This window comes from Candidatus Zixiibacteriota bacterium, from assembly GCA_040752815.1.
Taxonomy (GTDB): Bacteria; Zixibacteria; MSB-5A5; order GN15; family FEB-12; genus JAGGTI01.
The window spans coordinates 1-22,234 of the sequence record JBFMGC010000014.1 but is presented as its reverse complement, the minus strand read 5'-3'; the positions used below and the strand labels follow the sequence as shown (position 1 = coordinate 22,234).

Annotated in this window: 20 protein-coding genes; 5 read left to right on the top strand and 15 right to left on the bottom strand. The window is 59.4% G+C overall.

Annotation, left to right across the window (positions count from 1 at the left end; all coding sequences use genetic code 11):
- From AB1772_05475 to AB1772_05435, 9 genes are all read right to left on the bottom strand, one after another.
- A partial coding sequence (locus AB1772_05475; protein ID MEW5795792.1) for a hypothetical protein occupies window positions 1-307 on the bottom strand: 307 nt, incomplete at its 3' end.
- The gene (locus tag AB1772_05470; protein MEW5795791.1) at window positions 300-671 is read right to left on the bottom strand and encodes a hypothetical protein; all 372 of its coding nucleotides are present in this window, start codon (window positions 669-671) and stop codon (window positions 300-302) included. The genes AB1772_05470 and AB1772_05475, both read right to left, overlap by 8 nt.
- 14 nt (window positions 672-685) lie before the next feature.
- Window positions 686-1,498, bottom strand: a complete 813-nt coding sequence (locus tag AB1772_05465; GenBank protein ID MEW5795790.1) for a hypothetical protein — start codon at window positions 1,496-1,498, stop codon at window positions 686-688.
- A 3-nt stretch (window positions 1,499-1,501) separates the two neighbouring features.
- Complete coding sequence (locus AB1772_05460) at window positions 1,502-2,914, bottom strand: hypothetical protein (protein MEW5795789.1); 1,413 nt, start codon at window positions 2,912-2,914, stop codon at window positions 1,502-1,504.
- Between the two features lie 52 nt (window positions 2,915-2,966).
- Window positions 2,967-4,070, bottom strand: coding sequence for a hypothetical protein (locus tag AB1772_05455; protein MEW5795788.1), 1,104 nt, complete (start codon window positions 4,068-4,070; stop codon window positions 2,967-2,969).
- Window positions 4,071-4,081: 11 nt separating this feature from the next.
- Window positions 4,082-4,504 carry a hypothetical protein gene (locus AB1772_05450; GenBank protein ID MEW5795787.1) on the bottom strand — a complete coding sequence of 141 codons (423 nt, stop codon included), beginning with the start codon at window positions 4,502-4,504 and terminating at the stop codon, window positions 4,082-4,084.
- Between the two features lie 141 nt (window positions 4,505-4,645).
- Window positions 4,646-5,044, bottom strand: a complete 399-nt coding sequence (locus tag AB1772_05445) for a hypothetical protein (GenBank protein ID MEW5795786.1) — start codon at window positions 5,042-5,044, stop codon at window positions 4,646-4,648.
- Window positions 5,031-5,342 carry a hypothetical protein gene (locus AB1772_05440; GenBank protein MEW5795785.1) on the bottom strand — a complete coding sequence of 104 codons (312 nt, stop codon included), beginning with the start codon at window positions 5,340-5,342 and terminating at the stop codon, window positions 5,031-5,033. Before AB1772_05440 ends, AB1772_05445 begins: the two co-directional genes overlap by 14 nt.
- Window positions 5,339-6,901 carry a hypothetical protein gene (locus AB1772_05435; protein MEW5795784.1) on the bottom strand — a complete coding sequence of 521 codons (1,563 nt, stop codon included), beginning with the start codon at window positions 6,899-6,901 and terminating at the stop codon, window positions 5,339-5,341. The genes AB1772_05440 and AB1772_05435 overlap by 4 nt, the downstream gene beginning before the upstream one ends.
- Window positions 6,902-7,149: 248 nt before the next feature.
- Here AB1772_05435 and AB1772_05430 point away from each other — a divergent pair, with 248 nt between their 5' ends.
- Window positions 7,150-7,473: a PEP-CTERM sorting domain-containing protein gene (locus AB1772_05430; protein ID MEW5795783.1), complete on the top strand. Its 324-nt coding sequence runs from the start codon at window positions 7,150-7,152 to the stop codon at window positions 7,471-7,473.
- Window positions 7,474-7,559: 86 nt separating this feature from the next.
- Here AB1772_05430 and AB1772_05425 read toward each other — a convergent pair whose 3' ends face one another.
- Both AB1772_05425 and AB1772_05420 read right to left on the bottom strand, forming a co-directional pair.
- Window positions 7,560-8,906 carry a terminase family protein gene (locus AB1772_05425; protein ID MEW5795782.1) on the bottom strand — a complete coding sequence of 449 codons (1,347 nt, stop codon included), beginning with the start codon at window positions 8,904-8,906 and terminating at the stop codon, window positions 7,560-7,562.
- Complete coding sequence (locus AB1772_05420; GenBank protein MEW5795781.1) at window positions 8,891-10,159, bottom strand: hypothetical protein; 1,269 nt, start codon at window positions 10,157-10,159, stop codon at window positions 8,891-8,893. The genes AB1772_05425 and AB1772_05420 overlap by 16 nt, the downstream gene beginning before the upstream one ends.
- Before the next feature lie 144 nt (window positions 10,160-10,303).
- On the opposite strand from AB1772_05420, the gene AB1772_05415 reads away from it, so the two are divergent.
- Both AB1772_05415 and AB1772_05410 read left to right on the top strand, forming a co-directional pair.
- On the top strand, window positions 10,304-11,791 hold the full coding sequence (locus AB1772_05415; protein ID MEW5795780.1) for a tetratricopeptide repeat protein: 1,488 nt from the start codon (window positions 10,304-10,306) through the stop codon (window positions 11,789-11,791).
- Window positions 11,792-11,854: 63 nt separating this feature from the next.
- The gene (locus AB1772_05410; protein MEW5795779.1) at window positions 11,855-12,427 is read left to right on the top strand and encodes a hypothetical protein; all 573 of its coding nucleotides are present in this window, start codon (window positions 11,855-11,857) and stop codon (window positions 12,425-12,427) included.
- A gap of 59 nt (window positions 12,428-12,486) precedes the next feature.
- Here the strand turns inward: AB1772_05410 and AB1772_05405 are convergent, their stop codons facing one another.
- The 3 genes from AB1772_05405 to AB1772_05395 all read right to left on the bottom strand — a co-directional run bounded on the left by AB1772_05405 (window position 12,487) and on the right by AB1772_05395 (window position 16,732).
- Window positions 12,487-13,728, bottom strand: a complete 1,242-nt coding sequence (locus tag AB1772_05405) for a PD-(D/E)XK nuclease family protein (GenBank protein ID MEW5795778.1) — start codon at window positions 13,726-13,728, stop codon at window positions 12,487-12,489.
- A 147-nt stretch (window positions 13,729-13,875) separates the two neighbouring features.
- Window positions 13,876-14,991: a glycosyltransferase family 4 protein gene (locus AB1772_05400; GenBank protein MEW5795777.1), complete on the bottom strand. Its 1,116-nt coding sequence runs from the start codon at window positions 14,989-14,991 to the stop codon at window positions 13,876-13,878.
- A gap of 787 nt (window positions 14,992-15,778) precedes the next feature.
- Complete coding sequence (locus tag AB1772_05395) at window positions 15,779-16,732, bottom strand: omptin family outer membrane protease (protein ID MEW5795776.1); 954 nt, start codon at window positions 16,730-16,732, stop codon at window positions 15,779-15,781.
- Window positions 16,733-17,255: 523 nt separating this feature from the next.
- Here AB1772_05395 and AB1772_05390 point away from each other — a divergent pair.
- Window positions 17,256-18,917 carry an acetolactate synthase large subunit gene (locus AB1772_05390; protein ID MEW5795775.1) on the top strand — a complete coding sequence of 554 codons (1,662 nt, stop codon included), beginning with the start codon at window positions 17,256-17,258 and terminating at the stop codon, window positions 18,915-18,917.
- 7 nt (window positions 18,918-18,924) lie between these two features.
- The gene (locus AB1772_05385) at window positions 18,925-20,283 is read left to right on the top strand and encodes an NAD-dependent succinate-semialdehyde dehydrogenase (protein MEW5795774.1); all 1,359 of its coding nucleotides are present in this window, start codon (window positions 18,925-18,927) and stop codon (window positions 20,281-20,283) included.
- 122 nt (window positions 20,284-20,405) lie between these two features.
- Here AB1772_05385 and AB1772_05380 read toward each other — a convergent pair whose 3' ends face one another.
- Entirely contained in the window at window positions 20,406-21,905 is a 1,500-nt protein-coding gene (locus AB1772_05380; protein ID MEW5795773.1) for an amino acid permease, read from the bottom strand.
- Window positions 21,906-22,234: the final 329 nt, after the last annotated feature.

The window sequence follows — 22,234 nt, the reverse complement described above, 5'->3', positions numbered from 1 at the left end:
CCCCCCATCTTTCGTCCGCCCTGGGTTTTTTTGGGGGGCCGGCGGGGGCCGCCTCGGCCGGTTTCTTGCCAAGCACTTCCTGGCGGACTTTCTGAACGGTCTTCCAGAGCTCTTCGTTCTTGCGGTCGACCGGCTGGATTTCCTGGCATGTTTGAATCATCTTGAGTAGTGTCTCCGGTTTCTGGCCGGCCGCGATTTGCGACGCATTCGCAATGAAGGTCAGCCGAATATGGTCATAAAGCAGTCTGACGCGTTCGTTGGCGGCCGAGTCCGGGCACTCCGCCCTCTTGCGGCTCTTCTTAGTCACCCAATTCCACTATATACAGGTCGATCACCACCGGTCCGGGGGCGGACATGTCCCGTGCGATCTTGAATTGATCGGATGTCTCCTGCCCCACTACAAATGCGCTCTCGCTCCCCTTCGCCCTCACCAACACCCGAGGACTTTTGATACTGCCGGGGAGAGCGTTGCCGCGATGGTCGGTCAACTGGCTGAACAAGACTTCCTGATCGCTCTCGCCGATCGCGGCGGTGCCGTAGTAGACCGACCACGTGGCGCCGACCTGTTCGAGCGCGAGATACTCATGTTCGCCGAGCGACGGTTGGCCCCAGACGGCAAAGTCGGGCACGAACCAGGTTCGGCGCGACAAGATGCGTTCCAGTCCTGGCACGATTCGTTCCTCCATTAGCTGTGAGCCGGGGTTCTTGGCCCGGTGTACGGCGGTCGGAAGTTTTTGAGCAGGGCGTCCGAGCGGACAGCATAGTCATCGGCCAGCTTGATCCACACCGTGGCTGACTTATCGCCGCCCCGCTGAGCGGCCAGTTCGCGGCTGGCGGCGGCGCGGCAGACGATTTCGAGCGCCCGGTACGTGGCCGCTGCGCCAAGGGAATGGTCGACCTCGAACTGTCTCTCCGGATCGACCTCGCTTTCGATCATGCCGTTGGCCAGTGTGACCGCATTCTGCACTATTTCGTCGGCCACGCTCACGAAAACCGGCTGATAATCGAGCCGCACCGTCTCACCGTCGGCGATAGCTCCTCCGGCCTGCCGTTTAATCTGCCCGGCGGCGGCATCGAGAGTGTAATCGCCTCCCGCTTCATAGAGCGCATACGGAAGGAACCAGACGGTTACGGTCTGGCTGGATCCAAGAGCGCCGCCCACTTTGGCTGAAATCGTGCCGCCGTCATAGTCAACGACATAGTCAACATTCTCGACATAGACCTGTCCAAGTGAGCTGTCTGATGCAACCACCACCGAGCCGGGCACGATCACACCTGCACTGATTGTCGCCGTGCCGCCGCTGAGCATGACCGACGATCGTATCGGCTCGTGGCTTTGGATCGATTTCACCCGCACCGAATCAGACTCCACGCCGCCGCCGTAGAAGCGCACGAAGTTACTTCCGGTGAGTATCACGGGCTGGTCGAACACCTGATCCTCCACCGGGTAGGGGACGATCAGGTGGCGGCGCACCTGTTCAACTGTGGTGTAGGACATCCGCTACCTCCTGAAGATCATCTGCGCGATTTCCGACCCGGCGCTTATCTGCGTGGCCACCGGACCGCTGGTGTACCCGGATATTGCTTCTATTTTGATCCAGTAGCGCGACTGGGAATTCACCAGCCGCTTCTGCCAGTCGTCCGGGACGTCGGAATAGTCGCCCCAAAGCAGGATATCAACGACGCTGCTGCCGAAGCCGACACTTCCATTGGCCGGCGTAAACGCCTCCCAGTTGGCGCCATTCCAGTAGCTGACCTGCACCGATCCACCCGCACCGATTGTGGATAACAGCATTCGCGCGACGCGAAACCGCTCGTTCATGCCCAGGTACAGAATGTCTCCGGCGTCTTTCACCAGACAACCTGACGCGCTGTGATACACATCGGCCGCCGCCGCGCTTATCGCCTGCGCAGCCAGGTCTTCGTAGGACGCGGACGACGCATCATAGAGCACAACCGAATCGAACGGCGCCGAGCGCCCGTCGAGAGTCTTCGCCGCCCCAAAACTGCCGGTGCGTCTGTCCGAGTGTCGGGCGTATCTGGCCTCATTCCCGATTTCGCTGAGAAAGACAATCGCCGGCACGTTGGACTCAAAGAGCATCTGGGGACATGAGCACGGTTGGGTCTCCACAACTGCAATCGCCCCCCAGTTGCTACCGTCGAACTCGCGATAGTACAACTGGTCGCGACACCAAGCGACTCCCATACGGCCGTCGGCGCCAATTCCGACATCAAAGCTGCTCGAGAATCCCGACCCGGTAGCTATGTTATACTGGCTCGACCAGCTCCCGCCGGCGAGCGGCAATGAGCGCACCGACAGGGCGGTATCCTGATCATGATAGACCACGTGAAGCGAGTTGTTGTCCACAGCCACCCGCGACCAGGCAAACATCGAGCCGTTGGAGATCTGCGTGCCGGCATCGGACACGCCGCTTCCCCAGACAGCGCCGCCGTCGGTCGATGACTTGACATAGATCCAGCGGGTCGGGCTAATAAACCGGGAGTACGAAACCCAGAGCTTTCCGCCCGGCTCGATAGCCAGCGACGGGTCAAACGCCGGGGCGCCGTTGTACACAGTCACTTTAGCGCCAGCCGACCAGACGCCGTTGGCAAATGTCAGCTTGCGTGTCACCAGGTAATTGGTGGACTGCTCGCCGTAGACGACATGAATATCGCCATTCGCTGTCATGTGGGCGTCGAATGTTCCATCGGCGGCGTCCGACGCCACTGTCATCAGGCTGGACCATCCGCTCGCGGGGGCGTCGGACCAGGCCAGCTTGATCTCACCTGGCGACGTCTGCATCAGGGCAACGCGGCGTCCGACATATACTCCGGACCCTACCTTGAAGAGTTTCGCTTGCGGCGTATATCCCAGACCATAAGTGGCGGTGGTATCGGTAATCTTCTTCTGCATCTCGCCTCACTTGGTTGGCGGGCCCGAATCGCTCCGGGCCCACCGCTGACGATTAGGTAAACACGGTGTCGAGTATGACCGACGCCTCTTTGATAACCTTGGCATACGTCACCGACTCGGAAATCACCGCCTCCTCGAAACGCTGCTCGATGATCTTGTCGTACTCCACCAGTAGCGGCTGAGTGACGACCTCCTCGACCGCGAACCGGGTGTCCAGGCCGATCACGTAATCGGTGGGCACCTCGTCGGAGCGCACGAGCGTCGCGCCGAGCGGGCTGAACAGCTCGCCGCTGTTCTGGAAGCGGTAACCGGCCAGCGGGTCCTTAAACTCGTTCAGCGTGAGAATCGTCTTCAGCGTGTTGACATGGCAGATCAGGCTGTTCATCTCGAACGGCGCAAACTGCGCCCACAGCGTGATCAGATCGTTGTAGGTGAGATTGCCGGTAGCGGCGGCGTTGACCACCGCAGCCGGATTGCTGTTGCCGTCGCCCGAGATGATCGTGTCAACCAGCATGCCGATCTTATCGGTCTGCATGCGGAAACCGATGTACCACAGGAGCACGCGGAACTGCGAGCTGCTCCGGTAGCGCAGCGCCTTGTAGCTCGATTTCAGAGCCAGGCCGTAGTCGCGTACGGTCACGTCGTGGTTTTGCTCCGTGACGATCAGTTGCGGAATCTCGGCCCCTTCGCCGACCGGCCGCAGCGAAAAGCGGTCGCTGCTGCTAGTGCTGATGTGAAACGGCGTGTACCGGTTGGTGTTGACCGTGGTGGTGTTGGCCACCAGCTTTGCCAGCTCCGGACGCATCGCCTGGCCGCGCTTGATCTCCCGGAGAATGAACTCCGGCATGAGCGCCGACGCCTTCTGGTAGAACTGCTCGACCGTGGTCGGATTCTTCCCGCCGAGCTGCACTCCGGCCAGCGCCATCTGCCGCTCGAACGCATCAAGCGGCGACCCGTGCGCGCTGGGATCGTACTCGTCGCACTCGAGAAGTTCGGAGAGGGTCAGGCCGCGGGCATCCGCCTCCAGGTACAGATCGCGGTCCACCTCGATCGCCGCCGCGCGGCTCAGATCGACCCGTCCGATCGATCCGGCGCGGGCCGTCTCCGAAACAAGCGCGCGGGCGCTGTCGGATTGTAGGAATTGATTGAAGTCCATGAGTGGTTCCCTTAGTTCAGTAGGATGACGCAGTCGGTGGTGCCATTGACCGCCAGCACCGTGCCGCGCGCGATATTGCCGCCGGCCGGATCGTAGCCGGTCAGCACCGTTGCTTGTTTGACCGTGCCGTTGCCGCCGCCGACCACCCGGTTGCCCACCACCGGCACAGTCGTCGAGACGGCCAGACGGCACACGCCGCCCACCTGCACGGTAGCTTGCCGCTCGCCGTTGTCGTTGTCCGACAAAGTCAGGCTGATCAACTTACCGAGCAGTTGGCTGTTGTTCGTGAGTGGGCCGATCTCGTTGCTGCCGGTAAGCATCACCGGCTCGCCGATATCGGCGTCCTTGAGGTCATCGACTCCGGCCGTCTGGTGAATACTGAAGGTCGCCAGCACCGGTGCGATGGCCTCGAGATTCTGAGTTCTTACTGCCATTGTTCTTGCTCCTGATTGAGTTTCGTCAGTGGTGGAAGCGTCCTGCGCTGCGTCGGCCTCGGGCCTCCGTCGTCGGTTGCCACACTGCCGGGCAGTGTCGCCCAGCGGCACGCCGAAGGTGCGGCCATTCCACCCATCGCATTACCGGGCCGCCCCTTGATGTCGCCGGCCACACCAGTTCTGAGTGCCGAAACTGCCGGGGAAACAGTCCCTGAACCTGCCCGCCACCCGACGGTAGGTCTCGATAAGTCGGGCCGCCGGCATCGCCGGCAGCTCCTCGGCCAGGGCGAGCGCCTCGTCCCAGCGATCCCGCTTGCGATCCACCGCCGCTATCGCTTTGACCATGCCGGCGATACGCTGCTCGTAGTCCGCCCGCAACAGGGCGTGATCGTCAGCGTGCGCCGCCATAGCCGCGACTTGCGTGCACAGGTCGCTCATGCGGGAGCGCAGTTCGTCGAAGTCGATCCTCGTCAGACTTGCGTCATCCAGGTCGCGGACCACTCCCTCGAAATAGGCTATTTCGGTCTTAGTGTTTTCCAAGATTGTCTCCCGAGTATTCAACAAGGTAATCTTCTATGCGTATGAGGCGGGCCTCGACATCGGTGGAGAACCGGTAGAACTGTTCTTTGCTGACCGTACCCTCCCGAATCAACACCTCGAAGCCGGCCAGCTTCTTGTCCAGCGCGGCCACCATGGCCGCTTCCGCTTTGGCGGCCAGCTCGACCTTAAGCGACTGAATCGTCATGAAATAAGCCGCCGCGATGCCGAGAACGATCGAAAGCAGATTGATCCACCAGCCGTGCAGGTGGAGAAGCGACGACGTCCGGTCTTCATTCATACCGCTCTGACCTCGTCGTGAGGTTTGTCGGCGCGATAGAACAGGAAGCAGTCCGCGCCACGAAATCGTATAGGGTGCAGGATGAATCTCCCATTCAGATGGCCGGTCGTGTCAAATGCGAACCCGTTGCCAACCGGTTGAATAGTCGCGAGTCGACCAGTGAGCGCCGTCTTGCGATCCGAGATTCTGCGCGAAACGTCGCCGCGCCACGCAAGGAACCGCCTGCCTGCGTCGAGCGCGGCATTGCTGAAATCGACGATGTCGAACTGAAGATGCTGGGGCGAATGAGTCAATCCCCGCCCAGAGGGACTTGATATGATTAGCTGGGCACCAGCGCCGGTAATCGAAAGGGTCACCGAAGAATCTGTTTGCGCCCTTCGACTCAGTTCCGGCGGTCTATACCAGTAGCCGTTTCGGAAACGCGAATCACCTGTGTCCGAACATCGATGCAGCGGCCAGATCTCGACACCGTCGCGGGTCATTATCTCCAGCGCCGCTCGATGGACCGACAGACCGTCCGCCAGCCGATACGGAATCATCCGAAATTCAACAGCTGACTGCGATTTCCCGCGCGGAAACGCTATCACACCCTGACCCGGATAGACATGGAACACGAGTCTTGACACGGCGCCGGAATTTCCCTGCAATCGTGATTCGAGAGCGGCCAGTGGGCACCGTTCCTTGCCGCGGTAGCCAACCAGTACACCTGTAAGAGGGTACTTTGGTGTAAAGCCGCCGATGCGGTCGATGAGCGTACCCTCAAGCGGCGTTCCTTCGAGTCCTGTAAACAGAGTTCTGCCGTTGTCAGCGCACACCGTGAGCGGGAGACCGTCATAGTGAGGCGCTACCAGGTAATTGCTGTCACGGTCCAGGAGATCGAGGTCGGCAATGGGGGTAAGGCGAGTCTGACCAATGGGCGCGACTTCCGGTAGCGACGATTCGCTCTCGCTGTCCAGCAGGCGTGATATGGCAGTGTTCGGCGTGGCGCCGCGATAGACCAGCGACGCCTCCAGCACTCGTTCTATCCGGCGGTAGTTGAAATGGCAGTTCTCGGTGATGCCGTCGTGATCATACTTCTGTAGCGGCTGATGCTCGCAGCGGCGGATATCCTGCCCGCATATGGAACACTCCGGCAGGTGAAAAGTGAACGCCACCGAGCATTCCTTGTAAATACCGCCGTCGATATTGCCCCGCAATTGCTCGGCGTTGTCGGATGACCGCAGCCAATAGAAGTATGCTTTTACCCAGGGGACGGAATCGCGCGTGAGCGTTATCGCATGAAAAATCCGCGCCACGGGGAGCTTGTCCTTCCGGTGCCCGACCAGCACCGGCGCATCGATCATCAGCTCGGCCAGGCGGCCATGTTCGTCGGCCGGAAAACGTCCACCGAACGAATTGACCTGGTCGGAGACGACGAACATAGCCCGGACATGGACATCATCCGCCGTCAATGGCGACGGCGGCCGAATGTTTGCATTGATAAGGTCAATGAACTCCAGCGGAGTTTCGTCGGCCTGCACGGCCATTTCCGCTGTGATTCGATCCAGGCTTGAGGTCATTCGTGTCTCCGTATGGTCTTCATTCATCCGCCCCGACTTCGCGATCTGCGTAGAGTCACCACCAAAACTGTGCAAGCGCGGGTATGGGCGGTCGCCCATACTCTCGCCAAGTGGAACGAGTCACTACTCGATATCCCCTTGCCTTGGTAGTGCTTATCTCAGCGGGTTGGGACCTCCCCCACAAGGGCACGACCTTTGCTCGTTTGGCAGCAGAGCCATGCAACCATGGTTCAAAGAGGTGATGGATTATGACACTGTACCAACGAAAGTATAGTCAGCCCCTCAAGTGGGTGGTGGCCCTAATCGTGTTTATGCTCGTCATGGGGATCACTTTTACCGACGTCTACGGCAAAGACAAAGAGCCGGGAAAGAAACCGGGCCAGGGAGATCATGGTCGCGACCGGCCGGGCCATGGCAACGGCGGCGGTAACCATGGTAATCCGGGTGACAGCCTACCGCCTGACGACAACATCCCCACGCCCACGCCGGTGCCGGAACCGGGCACGCTCATCCTGCTGGCCGGCGGCCTGGGCGGGCTGTACGCGGCCCGACGCTTGCGCAAAAAAAGATAAGTAGCGATAAGAAGCACCACCCCAATCCCTCCCTCCTGCGCCTTCCGGGTCGAGCTGCCCGGAGGGCGTTTTTTTTGTTTATGTGGTCACACCTTTCCGACCCTGGGCATCACCGCCGGCGAACTCGGCTTCCGCAACGGCCATAGAGCCAGGGCCAACGCCATAAGGGCATCGCACTCGTTGTTGTCGTCCCACCGGGCCGAGCGAAGCTCGTCCTCGAGTGACCAAACCCGCCCCGGCCCGTCCGGAAGCTCCCATCGAGAGTATGCTATCGCGCCGCGAGCATGATGCAGCTCGACATTGGTCAGCAGCTCCGCCTTGGTCGCCGGAGTGAATATCACCGCCTCAGGTTTGTAGTCACGCAATTGTTCAACCACGACATCGCCCAAACCAGTGGCGTCGATCACCAGCCTGCCTGGGTACTGCTCCTGCCGCTGCCTGATCTTAGCCAGCACGACCATCCAGTCGAACTGACGGAACCGTTCGAGGGCCACAACCCTCGCCTTGCCGCCGCTGATCTCGACCGTAATACCGACTGTCGCCGTCTTCTTCCGCGCCAAATCCCAACCCGAGATAAACAGGCGGTCGGGGCTGCTCGTGGCGACCGCGGTCTCATGAAACACCCTGAGGGCGTTGTCGACATACTCACCCTTCAGTATTTCACCGCCGGCATCAACGAACTGCCCCATGATGTTTTGTTGAAGGCGGCTCTCCGTGAAGTACCTGACGCGCTCATCGAGATAGTCCGCCGAGATATGCGGATTGTCGCGGCTGTCGCCCGATTGAAAATACCCTGCGCGCTCGCCCTGCATGATCTCTCGAGCCCGGCGATAGAACCAGTTCTTGCCGTTTGGTGTCGAGACCAGGTCGAGCCGCCCTTCGCGATCCGCCAGCCGCATCAAAACTACTTCCTCGACCACGTACTCCGGCGCCGTCTCGAAAGCCACTTCATCGAATATGAACAGGTCGTAGTCATTGCCGAGCAGATGCTCGCCCCGGTTCTGCGTGGAGCGCGACTCGATAGTGGCGCCGTTGCCGAATGTCAGAGTGGGGTAGGGCGTCCAGACCAGGTCGCTGATCAGTGGGGATAGAATAGGAGCCTGCCGCAGAAGCCGCAGCGCCTGGCTGAACACGAGATTGGCCTGGTTCTGGGTGATCGACGCCACCACCGCGCGGTAGCGTCCGCCCGAATCGAATTCGAGCGGGCGAATGCGATAGAGGGCGTTGTAGATGAGTTTTACCGCCGAGACAAACGACTTTCCCCAGCGGTTGCCGGTCACCAGCACGTTTTCGCGGGTGGTCGACCGGGTCAGCCACTCTTTCTGGCCCGGGTGCAGAGCGACATCGAGAAACCGCTCCGCGAAATAAACCGGCTCTTCCAGCCCCCGCCGCCAATCATCGTAACTCGGCGTGGGGTCTACAGCAGATTCCAAACCTTTTCGCGCGCCTTCTCCTGATCGAGCAGCCCGGCCTGATATAGCTTGATGATATTTTCTACCCGGCCACTCTCCACTTCGAGATTCTCCTTGGCCTGGTAGGCGAAGCTGTTGTCGAACTCGAACCGGCAGCGCGCATCGAGTCCGGCCAGCGCCAGATCGACCGCCGCAATCCATTCGAGAAAGTGCGCCACCTCGGCCTGCACCGACCGGACCTGCCGCATGACCACGTCGAATTTGAACCCCGACCAGGTCGTGGTGGCCCCGTAGGAATAGCCCAGCAGGTAAGGGGCCAGGTGTGTCGCCGCACAGATTTCCTCGACCATCGCCCGATGCGACATAAACCAGCTATTGGTGATGTCGCGCGATTTCTCCGGCGCCACGTGGCCGATCTCCACGTTGTTCCAGGTAACCGGGTTATCATCGACTTCAAGCGTTTTGATCATCCGGACAGTGGAATCGAAATAGCTGTTGATTCGGTCGGTGTAAGCGCTGTCGGATTCGCCCCCCATCCGCTCGGGCGGGGTGATTTTTACGTGCAGGCGATGGAACCCCGAATTGTGGCTGGCGCGCCGCATGTCATCGACCAACTGCTGCTCGACATAAGCCACAAACGGCACTGCCTGGAGGATCGATCGCCCGAACGGTTGCGACACCCCGCCGTTCAGCGGAATGTAATAGAAGTCAGGCCGGTCGAGCGGAATCGTGCGACCGTCCAGCTCCAATACCAGACGACGACCATGCTCATGATCGAGTCTCAAGTCGACAGGATCGACCGGCAGAAACTGATCGACACCGCCGGCGTCCGGGTTTATCGTCAGAAAGCCGCCGAAAATCCCGTCGCGGTAGAGCGACATGAACAGATCCGGCAGGAGACTGTCCAGACCTATCCGATTGCCCGTCGGGTTGGTGTAAAGACGCCGCGTCAACTGTTCGAGGCGCGCCCCCGCTCTCTCCGTCGACGCCTGCCGGACGTCGTCTACGATTTTGAACTGCCCCGGCGCTGCCGCCAGCCGGACCCAAGTCCAGACACAGGCATTGACCGCTGGAATATGATCAGTCAGGAAGCGATAGAGGAGCTTTCGCCAACGCCCCGTCTCGAAATCATTACGACCCCATTTCAGCACCGCTTCGAGCTGATCGGCGGTGGCAAACGACGCCCGACGCACCGGCTTTACGAGCGTGTTATCCGACAGCCTTGGGCTAGACGCAAGTCGGGGAACCAGATTGTTTTCCGCACGTGCCGCCATAATTGTCCTTTCTTTGCGGATACAACCACCGCGAACATCACCCCTCATCCTGTCGCTTTTCTGCCGACCAGACCTTGTCGCTCGATAACTTATAATGTTGTGGCTGAACTGGGACGGTCATATATTCGCTCGAGGTCAGAGCGTATGAAATCGGCTTGGTTTCTGTTTGTCCTATTCGCCGTGGTCGCAGCATTTTGGACCGCTTGCTCCGAGAACCCGGCCCTCCAGAAGCGCTACCAGGCCGAAAAGATGTATTTTCAGGCCGAACGCGAGTCTCGACAGGCGCGAGTCCGTCCCGAACTGACCTCCACCGCCGCCTCCCATCAGCTTCGCAGCCAATATCGCGCTGCGCTGGAGTTCTGCTACCAGGCGCTCGGCACGATTCCGCCCGAGGTCTACCCGGTGCAGCACGAGGAAATCTCGGATCTTGCCTGGCGCGCCGCCACCCGCATCTCGCAGATTTCGTACGCGCAGAAGGAGTATGACAGCAGTATCGCGGTCCTGCGCGGGCTGATGCGGCGGATTTCGCTCAGCGGCGTCGCCGATGTCTCCGCTCACCTGAATCTCGGGCGCGCCCTGCAGGCAAATGGCCAGTGGGACTCCGCCCTGGCCGTATTTAGCCACTCGGTTGAGCGGTTCTATCCTCCGGCCGACAAGAACGGCGAGGTGCTGGTCGGCCTTTTCAACCTGCCCAACCAGATTTACGACGGCCTCCTGAAAGCCGGCGATACGGCCGCTGCTATGGCGCAGGCATCGCGTGCCGAGAACTACTACCGCCGGCTCATCACCGAGTTTCCCGGCGGCAACCTGGCCGGGGTCAGCCACCTGAATTTGGCGAGCCTTTATGAGCGCCTGGGCCGTTACCAGGAAGCGGTCATCGAACTTAGCCAGCTCACCGATACCACCGGAAGCATCGCTACTCCGGCCTATCTGCGTATCGCCCTGCTCCACGCCGATCAGCTAGGGCGACCCGATTTGGCGCTCGAAGAATATGAGCGGATTTTGAGCCGTCTCAAAGGTCGCGACACCCTCCAGAGGCCGCTGGTCCTGTACAACAAGGGCCTCATTCACCTTCACCGGGGCGACTACGACCAGGCCCGCCAAATCCTGGTCGACATCAAGAAGAACTACCCCCGGTTCTACTCTCAAACCCCGACCGTTCAGTACGCTATCGCCCGCTCCTTCGACCTCCAAAACCGCTGGGAGCGGGCGGAAACCGAGTATAAGTATGTCATTAGCGGCTTCCCCGGCTCGGAGCAGAGCATGGCGACTCATCTTTACCTGATCGACCAGTACGCCAGACAAGGACGAGCCACCGAGGCCGATAGACTTGAACAGCGCGCCGAGGCAGAATGTGACGAAATAGTCGCAACCCGGCCCAACTCTCGCGCCGTCGCGTCCGCCATGAGCTACAAGGCCGAGCTGTACCGCCGTCGACAAGACTGGCAAAAAGCTGCCCATTTGCTGACCGAGGTTTTCGACAAATACCCGACCAGCGAAATCGGTTTCCGCGCGGCCATTATTGCCACGGTGATCTACCGCGACGAGCTGCGCAACGAAGCGACTGCCGATTCGTTGATGCAGGTCCTCAAAAAGCGGCTGACAACAGTTGACGAGACGGGCGAAATTTAGGATCTTTGGCCGACAATTCTTAGTAGAAGTTTTGAGCGGTATTTAGGTTGAACTGGAGGAAGAATGAAACCGATTGCTCTCGCCCTGATCACCATTATCTGTCTCTGCCTTGCTCCGCTGGCAGCGTCCGCCCAGACTGACCGATTCGGCAAACCGGACACTGTGTATGCCGAAGTCAGTTACATCGGCGAATTCACCGCCGCGGTGACTATCTCGTACACAAACGACGAGACCATTGTCGGCTTGCAGATCCCGTTTCGTATGGATGCCGGCCTGAACAAGATTGTGGCCGACTCCGCCGTTTACACCGGCGGACGGATTGCCGCGGCCAAGTGGGCCTACACCGGCTTTCGGCCGGACACCGCCATTCAATGCGTAATGCTGGGTATGATCGCTAATCTTGGACCGACCGACAACAAGCTCACCCCTGGTTCCGGCCGGATTGCGACCGTTTACATCTCCTCGCTCGAGGACAAGAAGATCGAAAAGCTGATTGTCGACAGCACCACACTGGCTCATGGCGGCGGCATGATGGCGATTGCCGACATGCTGCAGGGGAATCCTCCCGATAGTATAAGGATGCCGATGTCCGAGCGGCAAATCAAACCGGTTTGGGTATTTCGGAACGCCAAGTAACCGGTGACACTAATCGACTACACGAGCCCGGCTCTGCAGCCGGGCTTTTTCGTGCTTAGTTACTCGTCCTCCGGCGAGTCGTCGCTGCCTGATGACCCTTTCAGGTGTGGAATGACCTTCGCGCTCTCTTTGATCGACAAGAACTCCGCCAGCTGTGACTCCTGCGTCGGATTCAGCCGGCCCTTCTGGTGGAGCTTCAGGAGCGCCGCGTCGTCAAGCCTGAGACATACGTCGCGGACATGGTCATCCCACGCCCTGACCAGCGCCGTCAGCGCGGCGTGTCTTGCCGGTTCTTCGGTGCGCGAATCGATATGTTCACTCCGGCTGATCTTGACCGAGACATAACCCTGGGCAGTGTCAAACCGGCTGAGCCGCAGCTCCTTCGCGCTCTGGATGAGCCGCTCCCGCAGGAGCGCGTACTCACCTTCCAGCTCTTTCTTGCGGGCGTGCAGATCGAGACACTCTTCGGCCAACCGCGCCGCCTCCTGAAAGGTCGCTTTCTCTGTCGTCTCCTGGGCCGATTCCATTACCAGCTTGTGCTTCATGGCCGGGCAGAGCCGCGCGAACTCGCACCAGGCACAAAGAGACGTGGGATTGGGCGGCCATTCGCCCATCCTCTCGGCGCGAGAAATCTCGTGGGCTTCGGCCCTGAATTGCTCGGCCAGTTCCTCGAGTTCATCGGGCCGCATCCTGTAGCTAACTACTTCGTCATACTCGAGAAAGTACTGGGCCACCTCATAGGTTCGGTCCGGGAATGACTCCTGAAGAGCCAGCTGATAAAAGCCCATTTGAAGGCGAAAACCGGGATCCTGCGGCCCCACAATTTTGCCCGTCTTGAAGTCACTGATTTCGTAGACACCGTCCTCGCGCTTCCACACCCGGTCCACCCGCGCGTCAAACCGTACCGGGCAGTTCGGCAGGAAGAACGAAAAGGTCTTCTCGGCAAAGAGATGCGTTCCCCGGTTAAACGGCTTATGACGCTCATAGAACCTCTCGAGCATTCGGCGCCCCCGCGCGATATCGTCGTCAATCGTACGCCCCTCGTTTGCCGGGGTCACCTTGTCCCGCTTCGGCCCTTCCCACTCCTGATCGAACGCGGCCAGCATCTCCTCAAGGGGATACAGACGGCCTTCGGCGCCCCACTCATAAGCCTTGCGAACCTGACGATGCACCGCGTTTCCTATCACCTGGTGGGCGTAGACCGGCTTGGGCACTTTGAGCTTGTCCACTTTCTCGAACTTGTATTTCTGCGGGCACTGGCGGAAGACTCCCAACGAACTATGACTCAATCTGTCAGCCATGCGGTGAATATATAATCCGACAAGTGTATTCGGCAATCACATCCGTGATCTCAGCCAGACCGCCCCGGTCCGCCCCAAAACCAAAAGGGCCGGACTCACTGAGTCCGGCCCTTCTATCACACGACGAGAAGGTAACGTATCGGTACTTCAATTGACCTGACTATTATACAAATTAATCCAGTCCTGTCTCACGCGAGACCAGGTATATTTTTCGGCTTCGGCTTTGCCCGCCGACGATAGCCGCTCGCACAGTTCCTGGTTTTCTACCAGCTCGATAATCGCATCTGCCAGCGCGGCGTGGTCGCCCATCGGCGCCACGAGCGCGTTGGACCGGTCCCGCACCATGTGAAGCAATCCGTCGGCGTCGCTGACCACCACCGGCAAGCCGGCGGCAAACGCCCTAACAACGGCCCGCGGGGATTCGTCGATAAGCGGCGCATGCAGAAACAGGTCACACTCGTTGTAGAGGCTCGTCAATTCGACCGCAGCGATTTCCCCACGGAATTCAACGCCGTTTATCCGGCTTTGCCGCACCAGGTTTTCCAGCGTCTGGCGCTGGGAACCGCGCCCGACAATCTCCATTTCCGCCCGGGGGTACTTCTGCTTGACCAGTCGAAACGCCCGGATCGATGATGGCACGTTGAAATCGGGCTCCAGCGGCGTGTTCATCAGTATGCGTGGCTGCAGCTTCGACCTCACCCTATGGGTCAGGCCGCCCAGCGAAACCGGCGGGGTCAGCAATCGAACCGAAAGCCCGGCACGAGTCAACACTTTCTGAAGATGCCGCGAACCGGTCACCGCCATGCCGCCCAACTTCAGAGCCGGCAGCAGCCAGCGACGGTGCCGTTCGAGCTGAGTTTCGATTTCCGCCGACTCAAAATGGAGAATAGCTTTCCGATTGAAAAACCTGGCCAGGACCAGCGCCGGCACTACCTCTTCGGCGATCTGGCGCAGCGAGCCGCAGGTCACATGCACGACATCGTAAGACCGCATGTCCGAGAACAGCGCGCGCCAACTGATGAGTCGCTGTTGCCCCCGGTAAAACAGGGCCGGTTCTGACGGCGCGTAGCTGTCACGATTCGGAGGTAGCGAAACCGTCGCATTCCAACCCTCTTCGACCAGCCCTTGTGCGATTAGTTCGGCTGAGCCGGAGCCGGATCCCCACTCCTGGCCCACAAACAGGACACGGGGTGTTCCCTGGCACGCGGTCGGGGCGACCGCAGGCGTATCCATACTCCAGCTATGCTCGTGAGCTTCAGCCATAAACATCGCTCTCAATGAACCTTTGTAACGTGCCTTCCTGGGTAGTCTTATACACTTAATCGGACTCTCCGGCCCACTCTGCACCATCGACTGAACAACGAACCCCCACCAAATAAGAACGGCCGACTGATACCGGCCGTTCGTACGGTGAAATGGTGATACCCGTTCTTAGCCCCGTCTTGGGTCTAAGAAGACACCCCCAGGGACCCTCTTCCCCGACTCCGGGAAGACAAACCAAAGTCCCCTTGGCGGTGCCCATCCGGTTCCCCCTGTAGGCCTCTCCCGTCGCGTGACTGTCGGCAAAGTTACCTGCCCCCCAAGCAACCCTGCCAAAGCCCGTGGACACCCAGGCGTTAACTAACTATTGTGCCAGCCCGGGAGCTATTATGGTCAAAGTTGAACAATCTTGTTAAGTTGCAGTCGTTCAGGCGCTTAGAAGGAAGCCGGCGAGCGAACGCGTCCGAACTCCACGCCAGGCCATCCTGCCGACGTTTCAAGTACAAACAAGACCGGTTCCAGCACTGTACCGGTCCGAAACGAATGAAACGTCGCCGCCCGCGCCCATCTTCGCCGATCCACCCACCGCGCTGACATCGCGGATAGGGCTCCCGAAGGCCGTGTTGTCCGGCGACCCGACCAGCCGTGACGGGCGGACGTCTGCCGACTCTTGCCAGCTCCGCTCCACGAACGACATCCCCCGGCTTGACCGGGGAGTCCTCAGGTCACAATCCCCACGCCAGAACTGTGGCCTACCGGCTTCTCCGCCCCCTCCCTATTTCGAACTCGGCTAAAAGCTCAAACCGATTGAAAAATGCACACCGTACTGGGTGGTATTGACCACATGCTGCTCGGCAAAACGGGTCCCGGAGTATATGATCTGACCACCGGCATTGACTGTCGCGTAGTACTCGCGATAGCCGGAAACATCGATTTCCGCGCCGCGCGCCTCGCCGCTCACCCGCGCATAAAACCGGGCGCCTCCCCTGCCGCGAGGGTTGTATTCGACAGCAATTCGCCCGCCGTATCCGAATCCTCGGCCGTTGGTATGAATCTGAAAAAACCGGAGAAGATGATCGTCGACATCTTTGGTGTAGAGCAGTGGTGACACCACCGCCTTAAACTCGACCACAAATGGATCGGCGAGCAGCCGCGGCATCAGTCCGATTTCCGGACGAAGGTATCTTGTTTCGTAGGTTCCCGCGACCACATTCTCGTCAACCACGTACACTTCCGTCTGGCCGTTTGAGTCCAGATCGAGATACTGCCAGCCTGTGAGATCGGTCATCCTGAACTTGAATTTCTGAAGACCTACTCCCGCCACTACCGCCAATTCCGCCGACTTGCCCCAGGCCACCAGGCGCGTGGCCTCGATATTCAGCTCCGCCAGGGTCGCATCAGTTTCCGAATCCGTGTGGCTCCAAAGCAGCCTGACTTGACCAACATTGTCCCAGTCTTCGTCCATCATGTTGCTTCGCGGCTCGGTAATCGAGTGTATTGCTCGAAGGTTTCCAGTCCACAACTGGTGGCCGTCCTTCCAGTAGCGAAACCCCAGCTCCAAGCCGTCAAAAGTGGCGTCGAGCGGAAAGACCAGTTCGCTGCCGCCGCTGCCGATTGACGAATCCGGCAGAAGATAGAGAAAGTTAAGGCGAAACCTCGTATCGCCGAAGTGCTGCCCCGTTGCCGGAGCGACAGTGAATTCATACTGTTTCTGTGCCTGAGTCGATGAGACCAGTGCGAGCAAGACCACACCCGCCAGAACCAACGCCGGTATAATGAACACTCTTTGCCGTAGACAACTCGTGTGATATCGGTGGACAGTCCCGAGTGATTGGTATTTAGCGCGATTTGAGGTTTTGGGTCGTACGGTCACGTAATGGTTGCCGCCATTTGGAATAAAGCTCGCCAATTTTAATGGGTCGGCCTCCGCGTGTCAACGACAACTATACTCAATAAGTCGTGCCCGGCCTCGCGCAGAAGCGCGGGGCCCTCAACTGCCGACGGATGGCAGGACCTCACGCGAGGATCATGTCAATCCCACCCGCACGCGGGTGGGCCACCCAGGACATCTTCCTGCGGGAATCTTCTCCATCCTAACCCCAGCGGGTATGCCGCCGGGGAGTAAGTTGCCGGAGCGACGGAACCATTGCCTTAGGTGGCCGTTTGCATTACGTTGGCAATGTCGAGCATGTGGGATAGACAGCCCATTCAATCGGCGGCTCACGACCCGCTTCGGCGGACTGCGCTCACTCTGGAAAAGGCGTATTGTGAAAGTCTCTGATCTCATAATCAAATGCCTCGAACACGAGGGAGTGAAATTCGTTTTCGGCCTCCCCGGCGAGGAAAACGAAGATCTCCTCTTTTCACTTGAGAAGTCCTCCATTAGGTTCATTCCGACCCGCCACGAGTCCGGAGCGGCGTTCATGGCCGATGTCTACGGCCGCCTCACCGGCAAAGCCGGGGTCTGCCTCTCCACGCTCGGTCCGGGTGCGACCAACCTGCTGACCGGTGTGGCTGACGCGCATCTAGACAAGGCCCCGGTGGTGGCGATCACCGGACAGGGGGCGTCAGATCGTATCCACAAGGAAAGCCACCAGAATATCGACGTCGTCAACATGTTCCGCCCCGTCACCAAGTGGACCACCAGCATCCAGAATCCGAGAGTGGTGCCCGAAGTTGTGCGCAAGGCGTTCAAACTCGCCGAGATGGAAAAGCCGGGCGCCGCTCACTTTGAAGTGCCGGAGGATGTCGCCAAGCTGGAGTGCGACCTTGGGCCGATAGCGCCGCGCCGGGTCCGGCGCGCATCGCCGGATTTCAAAGCGATCGGCCAGGCCATCGATCTTCTGAAGGACGCCAGGCGGCCTCTCATAATCGCGGGCAACGGGGCCATCCGTAAACTGGCCTCGAAGCACCTGCGTCAACTGGTGGAACAAACACATATCCCGGTCGTCTCGACATTCATGGGCAAGGGGGCGGTGTCGGACCGCGACGAGCACTCGCTCCTGGCAATGGGGCTCCAGGGGCGGGATTTTGTCATGCGCGCAATTGACCTGGCCGACCTTGTTATCACGGTGGGGTACGACATTGCCGAGTACGATCCCAAGTCGTGGAATCCCGATCGTGAAAAGCGGATCGTACATATCGACTTCACCCCGGCCGAAGTGCACGAGTTCTACCAGCCCGAGGTGGAGATTGTCTGCGACGTATCCGGGGCGCTGTGGGAGCTGAATGCGCAGGTGGAGCGGGAACGCATCAGTTTTGACCGAACGTGGTACCAGCCGATTCGCGACCAAATCCTGCGGGATATCGACTCCTACCGACTAAGAGACGGCGACGCCTTCACGGTGCCGGGCGTGCTTCATATCGTCCGGGAGCTGATGAATCCGGGCGACATCGTGCTCTCCGATGTCGGCAGTCACAAGATGTGGATCGGGCGTAACTACCCGGTGTATGAGCCGAATTCGGTAGTCATCTCGAACGGCCTGGCCAGCATGGGAATTGCGCTGCCCGGAGGTATTGCGGCCAAGCTGGCTTTTCCGCACAAGCAGGTAGTGGCGCTGATGGGCGACGGCGGCTTCCTTATGAATTCGCAAGAGATCGAAACGGCCGGCCGTCTCGGCATCGGACTCACAATAGTCGTATTCAATGACAACGATTACGGATTGATATCGTGGAAGCAGCACAGCCATGCAAAACGCTCATTCGGCACCCGGCTGACTAATCCCGATTTCAAGAAATACGCTGAGAGCTTTGGTATTAAGGGTTACCGTCCTGCAGACCTGCGAGAGCTAAGAAACTCTTTGCGCGAGGCGATAAGCAGCGGGCGGCTTGGGTTGATCGAAATACCGATTGAAACCTCGGTCAATTTCGAGCTGAGCGAGAAACTGGAAAAGAACCTGTGCGAACGATTCGATTTCGTGGATAAGTGAGGAGAACGTGAAAGCGATAAACCCGGCCACCGGACAACTGATAAAGGACTTCCCCGAACACAGCGACTCCGATGCAGCAACCATACTGGAGCAGGTCGACCGGGAGTTCCACCGCTGGCGAGAGACCTCGTTTGAACATCGGGCGAAACTGATGCACAACGCCGCCGAGGAACAGCGCCGCAACAAGGCAAAGTATGCGGAGACTATCACGCTGGAGATGGGCAAGACGATCACTGAGTCGCTGGCCGAGGTGGAAAAGTGCGCGTCTGCGTGCGACTACTACGCCGACAATGCCGGGAAGTTCCTCTCCGATGAGATCATCGCCAGCGACGCGGGCCGGAGTTTTGTAGCGTTTCAGCCGCTGGGTGTAGTCCTGGCGGTGATGCCATGGAATTTTCCATTGTGGCAGGTGATCAGGTTCGCCGCGCCCGCGCTGATGGCGGGCAACGCCGGAGTACTGAAACATGCGTCCAACGTGCCCGGCTGCGCGCTGGCGCTCGAGGAGATCTTCCGCAACGCCGGTTTTCCTGAGAACCTTTTTCGCACCCTGATGATCGGATCGCGCCAGGTCGAGAAAGTCATCCGCCACCCGCTTGTCAAGGCGGTCACGCTCACCGGCTCGGAACCAGCCGGCATGCAGGTGGCATCGGTGGCGGGACAAGAACTGAAGAAGACAGTACTCGAACTGGGCGGCTCGGATCCGTTCATCGTGCTTGAAGATGCCGACTTGGCAAAATGTGTGTCCGTGTCCGTCAATTCGAGAATGATCAACCAGGGGCAAAGCTGTATCGCGGCCAAGCGGTTCATAGTCGTGGACGCTGTAGTCAGGGAGTTTGAGAAGCAGCAGGCCGCAATCATGCAGTCGCTGAAAGTCGGCGATCCGATGAAACCCGAGACCAGAGTCGGCCCGCTGGCGCGAGTGGATCTCCGCGACGAGCTCGACAGCCAGGTGCAGCGCTCGATCAAGGCGGGCGCACGGCTTCTGTGTGGCGGACGGGAAATCGACGGACCCGGCGCATACTACTACCCGACCGTGCTCACGGACGTGCGCAAGGGGATGGCGGTGTACGCCGAAGAGACATTCGGGCCGGTTTCAGCTATCATCCCTGTAAAGGACACTGAAGAAGCGATCGCCGTGGCGAACGATTCACCGTTCGGCCTCGGCGGGGCGGTCTGGTCACGCGATCTCAAGAAAGCCGAGATGGTTGCTCGGAGGGTTGAGACCGGAGCGATGTTTATCAACGGCATGACCAAGTCCGATCCGCGACTTCCTTTCGGCGGGGTCAAGCGCTCCGGCTACGGGCGGGAGTTATCACACTACGGCATAAAAGAGTTCGTCAACATCAAGACGATCTGGGTGGGGTAATGCCGACTCTGACAACATTGGTGAGTTTGGGTCTTTGACTACGGCGAAGGGCGTCGGCCGTTTCTGATTGACACCGCTCTTGTCGACGCCGTCAGGCGGAGTCGCCTGACGGAACGCCTGCCTCACTTCCCCGCTGCGGCGTTCGCTTTTGCCAGGGCACTGTGGCGGCGGCTGTATCCAAAGTAGATCAGGAAGCCGATGAACAGCCAGACAAACAACCTCAGCCAGTTCTCGGCCGGCAGCGAGAACATGAGCAGCAGACACATGAGAATTCCGAGAATCGGCGTGAGCGGCACCAGCGGTGCGCGAAACGGGCGCTCGGCGTGCGGGTTCGTATAACGCATGATGAGTACCGCCGCGCAGACAATGACAAACGCCAACAGCGTCCCGATATTAACCAGTTCCGCGAGTATTCTGAGCGGCAGAAAGCCGGCCATTAGAGACACGAAGATCCCGGTGAGTATCGTGGATTTCCAAGGGGTACGGAATCTCGGGTGCACGGCGCCAAAGAAGCTTTGCGGCACCATGCCGTCGCGCGCCATCGCCAACATCACCCGCGGCTGGCTCAGCATCATCACGAGCAGCACCGAGGTAATTCCCGCTACCGCTCCAATGGAAATCAGCATCTGCGCCCAAGGCAAACCCATCTGACGGAAAGCGTCGGAGACCGGCGCTTCAATTGCAATCTGGTTGTACGGCACCATCCCGGTCAGCACGCCCGCGACCGCGATATAAAGTACAGTACAGATAATAAGTGATGCTACAATACCGATAGGTACGTCGCGATTCGGTCGTCGAGCCTCCTCGGCATGAGTCGACACCGAGTCGAACCCTATGTACGCGAAAAACACGATCGCTGCTCCGGCCAGCATGCCCAGCGGCGCACCGCCGGCGTCGGCCTGCCCGGCGGCCAGATGTCCAAAGAAGCTGATGCCGCTAAGACCATAGGGGGCGAACGGGGTCCAGTTGTCCGGATTGATGTAAAAAGCGCCGACTGCGATCACGAACAACACAATGCCGACTTTTATCCCCACCAGGGTAGCATTGAAACTGGCGCTCTCACGAATGCCAATTACAAGTACGCAGGTGATTATAAACGTGATGATAATTGCAGGCAGGTCGAGCACCGCGCCGGTCGCCACCAGGTGACCGACGCTTGGGTCGTAGTCGAAGGGCGACGTACTCAGTGCAAAGGGTACATGAAAGCCGAAAATTCCTATGAAATCCTGAAAGTATTTGGACCAGCCGTGGGCTACGGTTGCAGAACTGACCGTGTACTCCAGCACCAGGTCCCAGCCGATAATCCAGGCGGGCAGCTCGCCCAGGGTGGCGTACGCGTAGGTATAGGCCGACCCGGCCACCGGCACCATCGAGGCGAACTCCGCATAGCTCAAGGCGGCAAAAATGCAGGCAAGTCCGGCGACTACGAACGAGAGCATGAGCGCCGGGCCGGTTTTGTCGTGGGCCGCCTGCCCGACCAGCACGAATATGCCGGTGCCGATAATAGCACCCACTCCGAGACTGGTGAGTTGAACCGGGCCGAGACAGCGCCGCAGCCGGTTCTCCCCTTTCATTTCGTCGAGTAACAAACTGAGAGGTTTGGTCGCGAATAATCGACTCATAGCAGGTAGCGCCTCAATCTGGACCGCCGGGGTGACTGGCTGGTCACGTTAGTCGGTTATTGTCGAATTCTTGAACCGGCGTATCCCGACCGGGCGAGCCGGGAACGCACAATTTCCGCCCAAAAAGATCAGATTTGATCGCCAAGTCAATAAAAGGTTTTGGGATGCCCAAGGATCGATGGGGGTACGTTCGGGCCAGGGTCGCGTTGCCTCATTGAAAGATGTTACCGAAGGTTTGGGGGTGGTCAGAGACGTTGCCTCACATTAGAGGTTACCGAGACCAGTTTGAAGATCACCTTCAGTTGTTGTTCAATTTGTTGTTTGAGTTG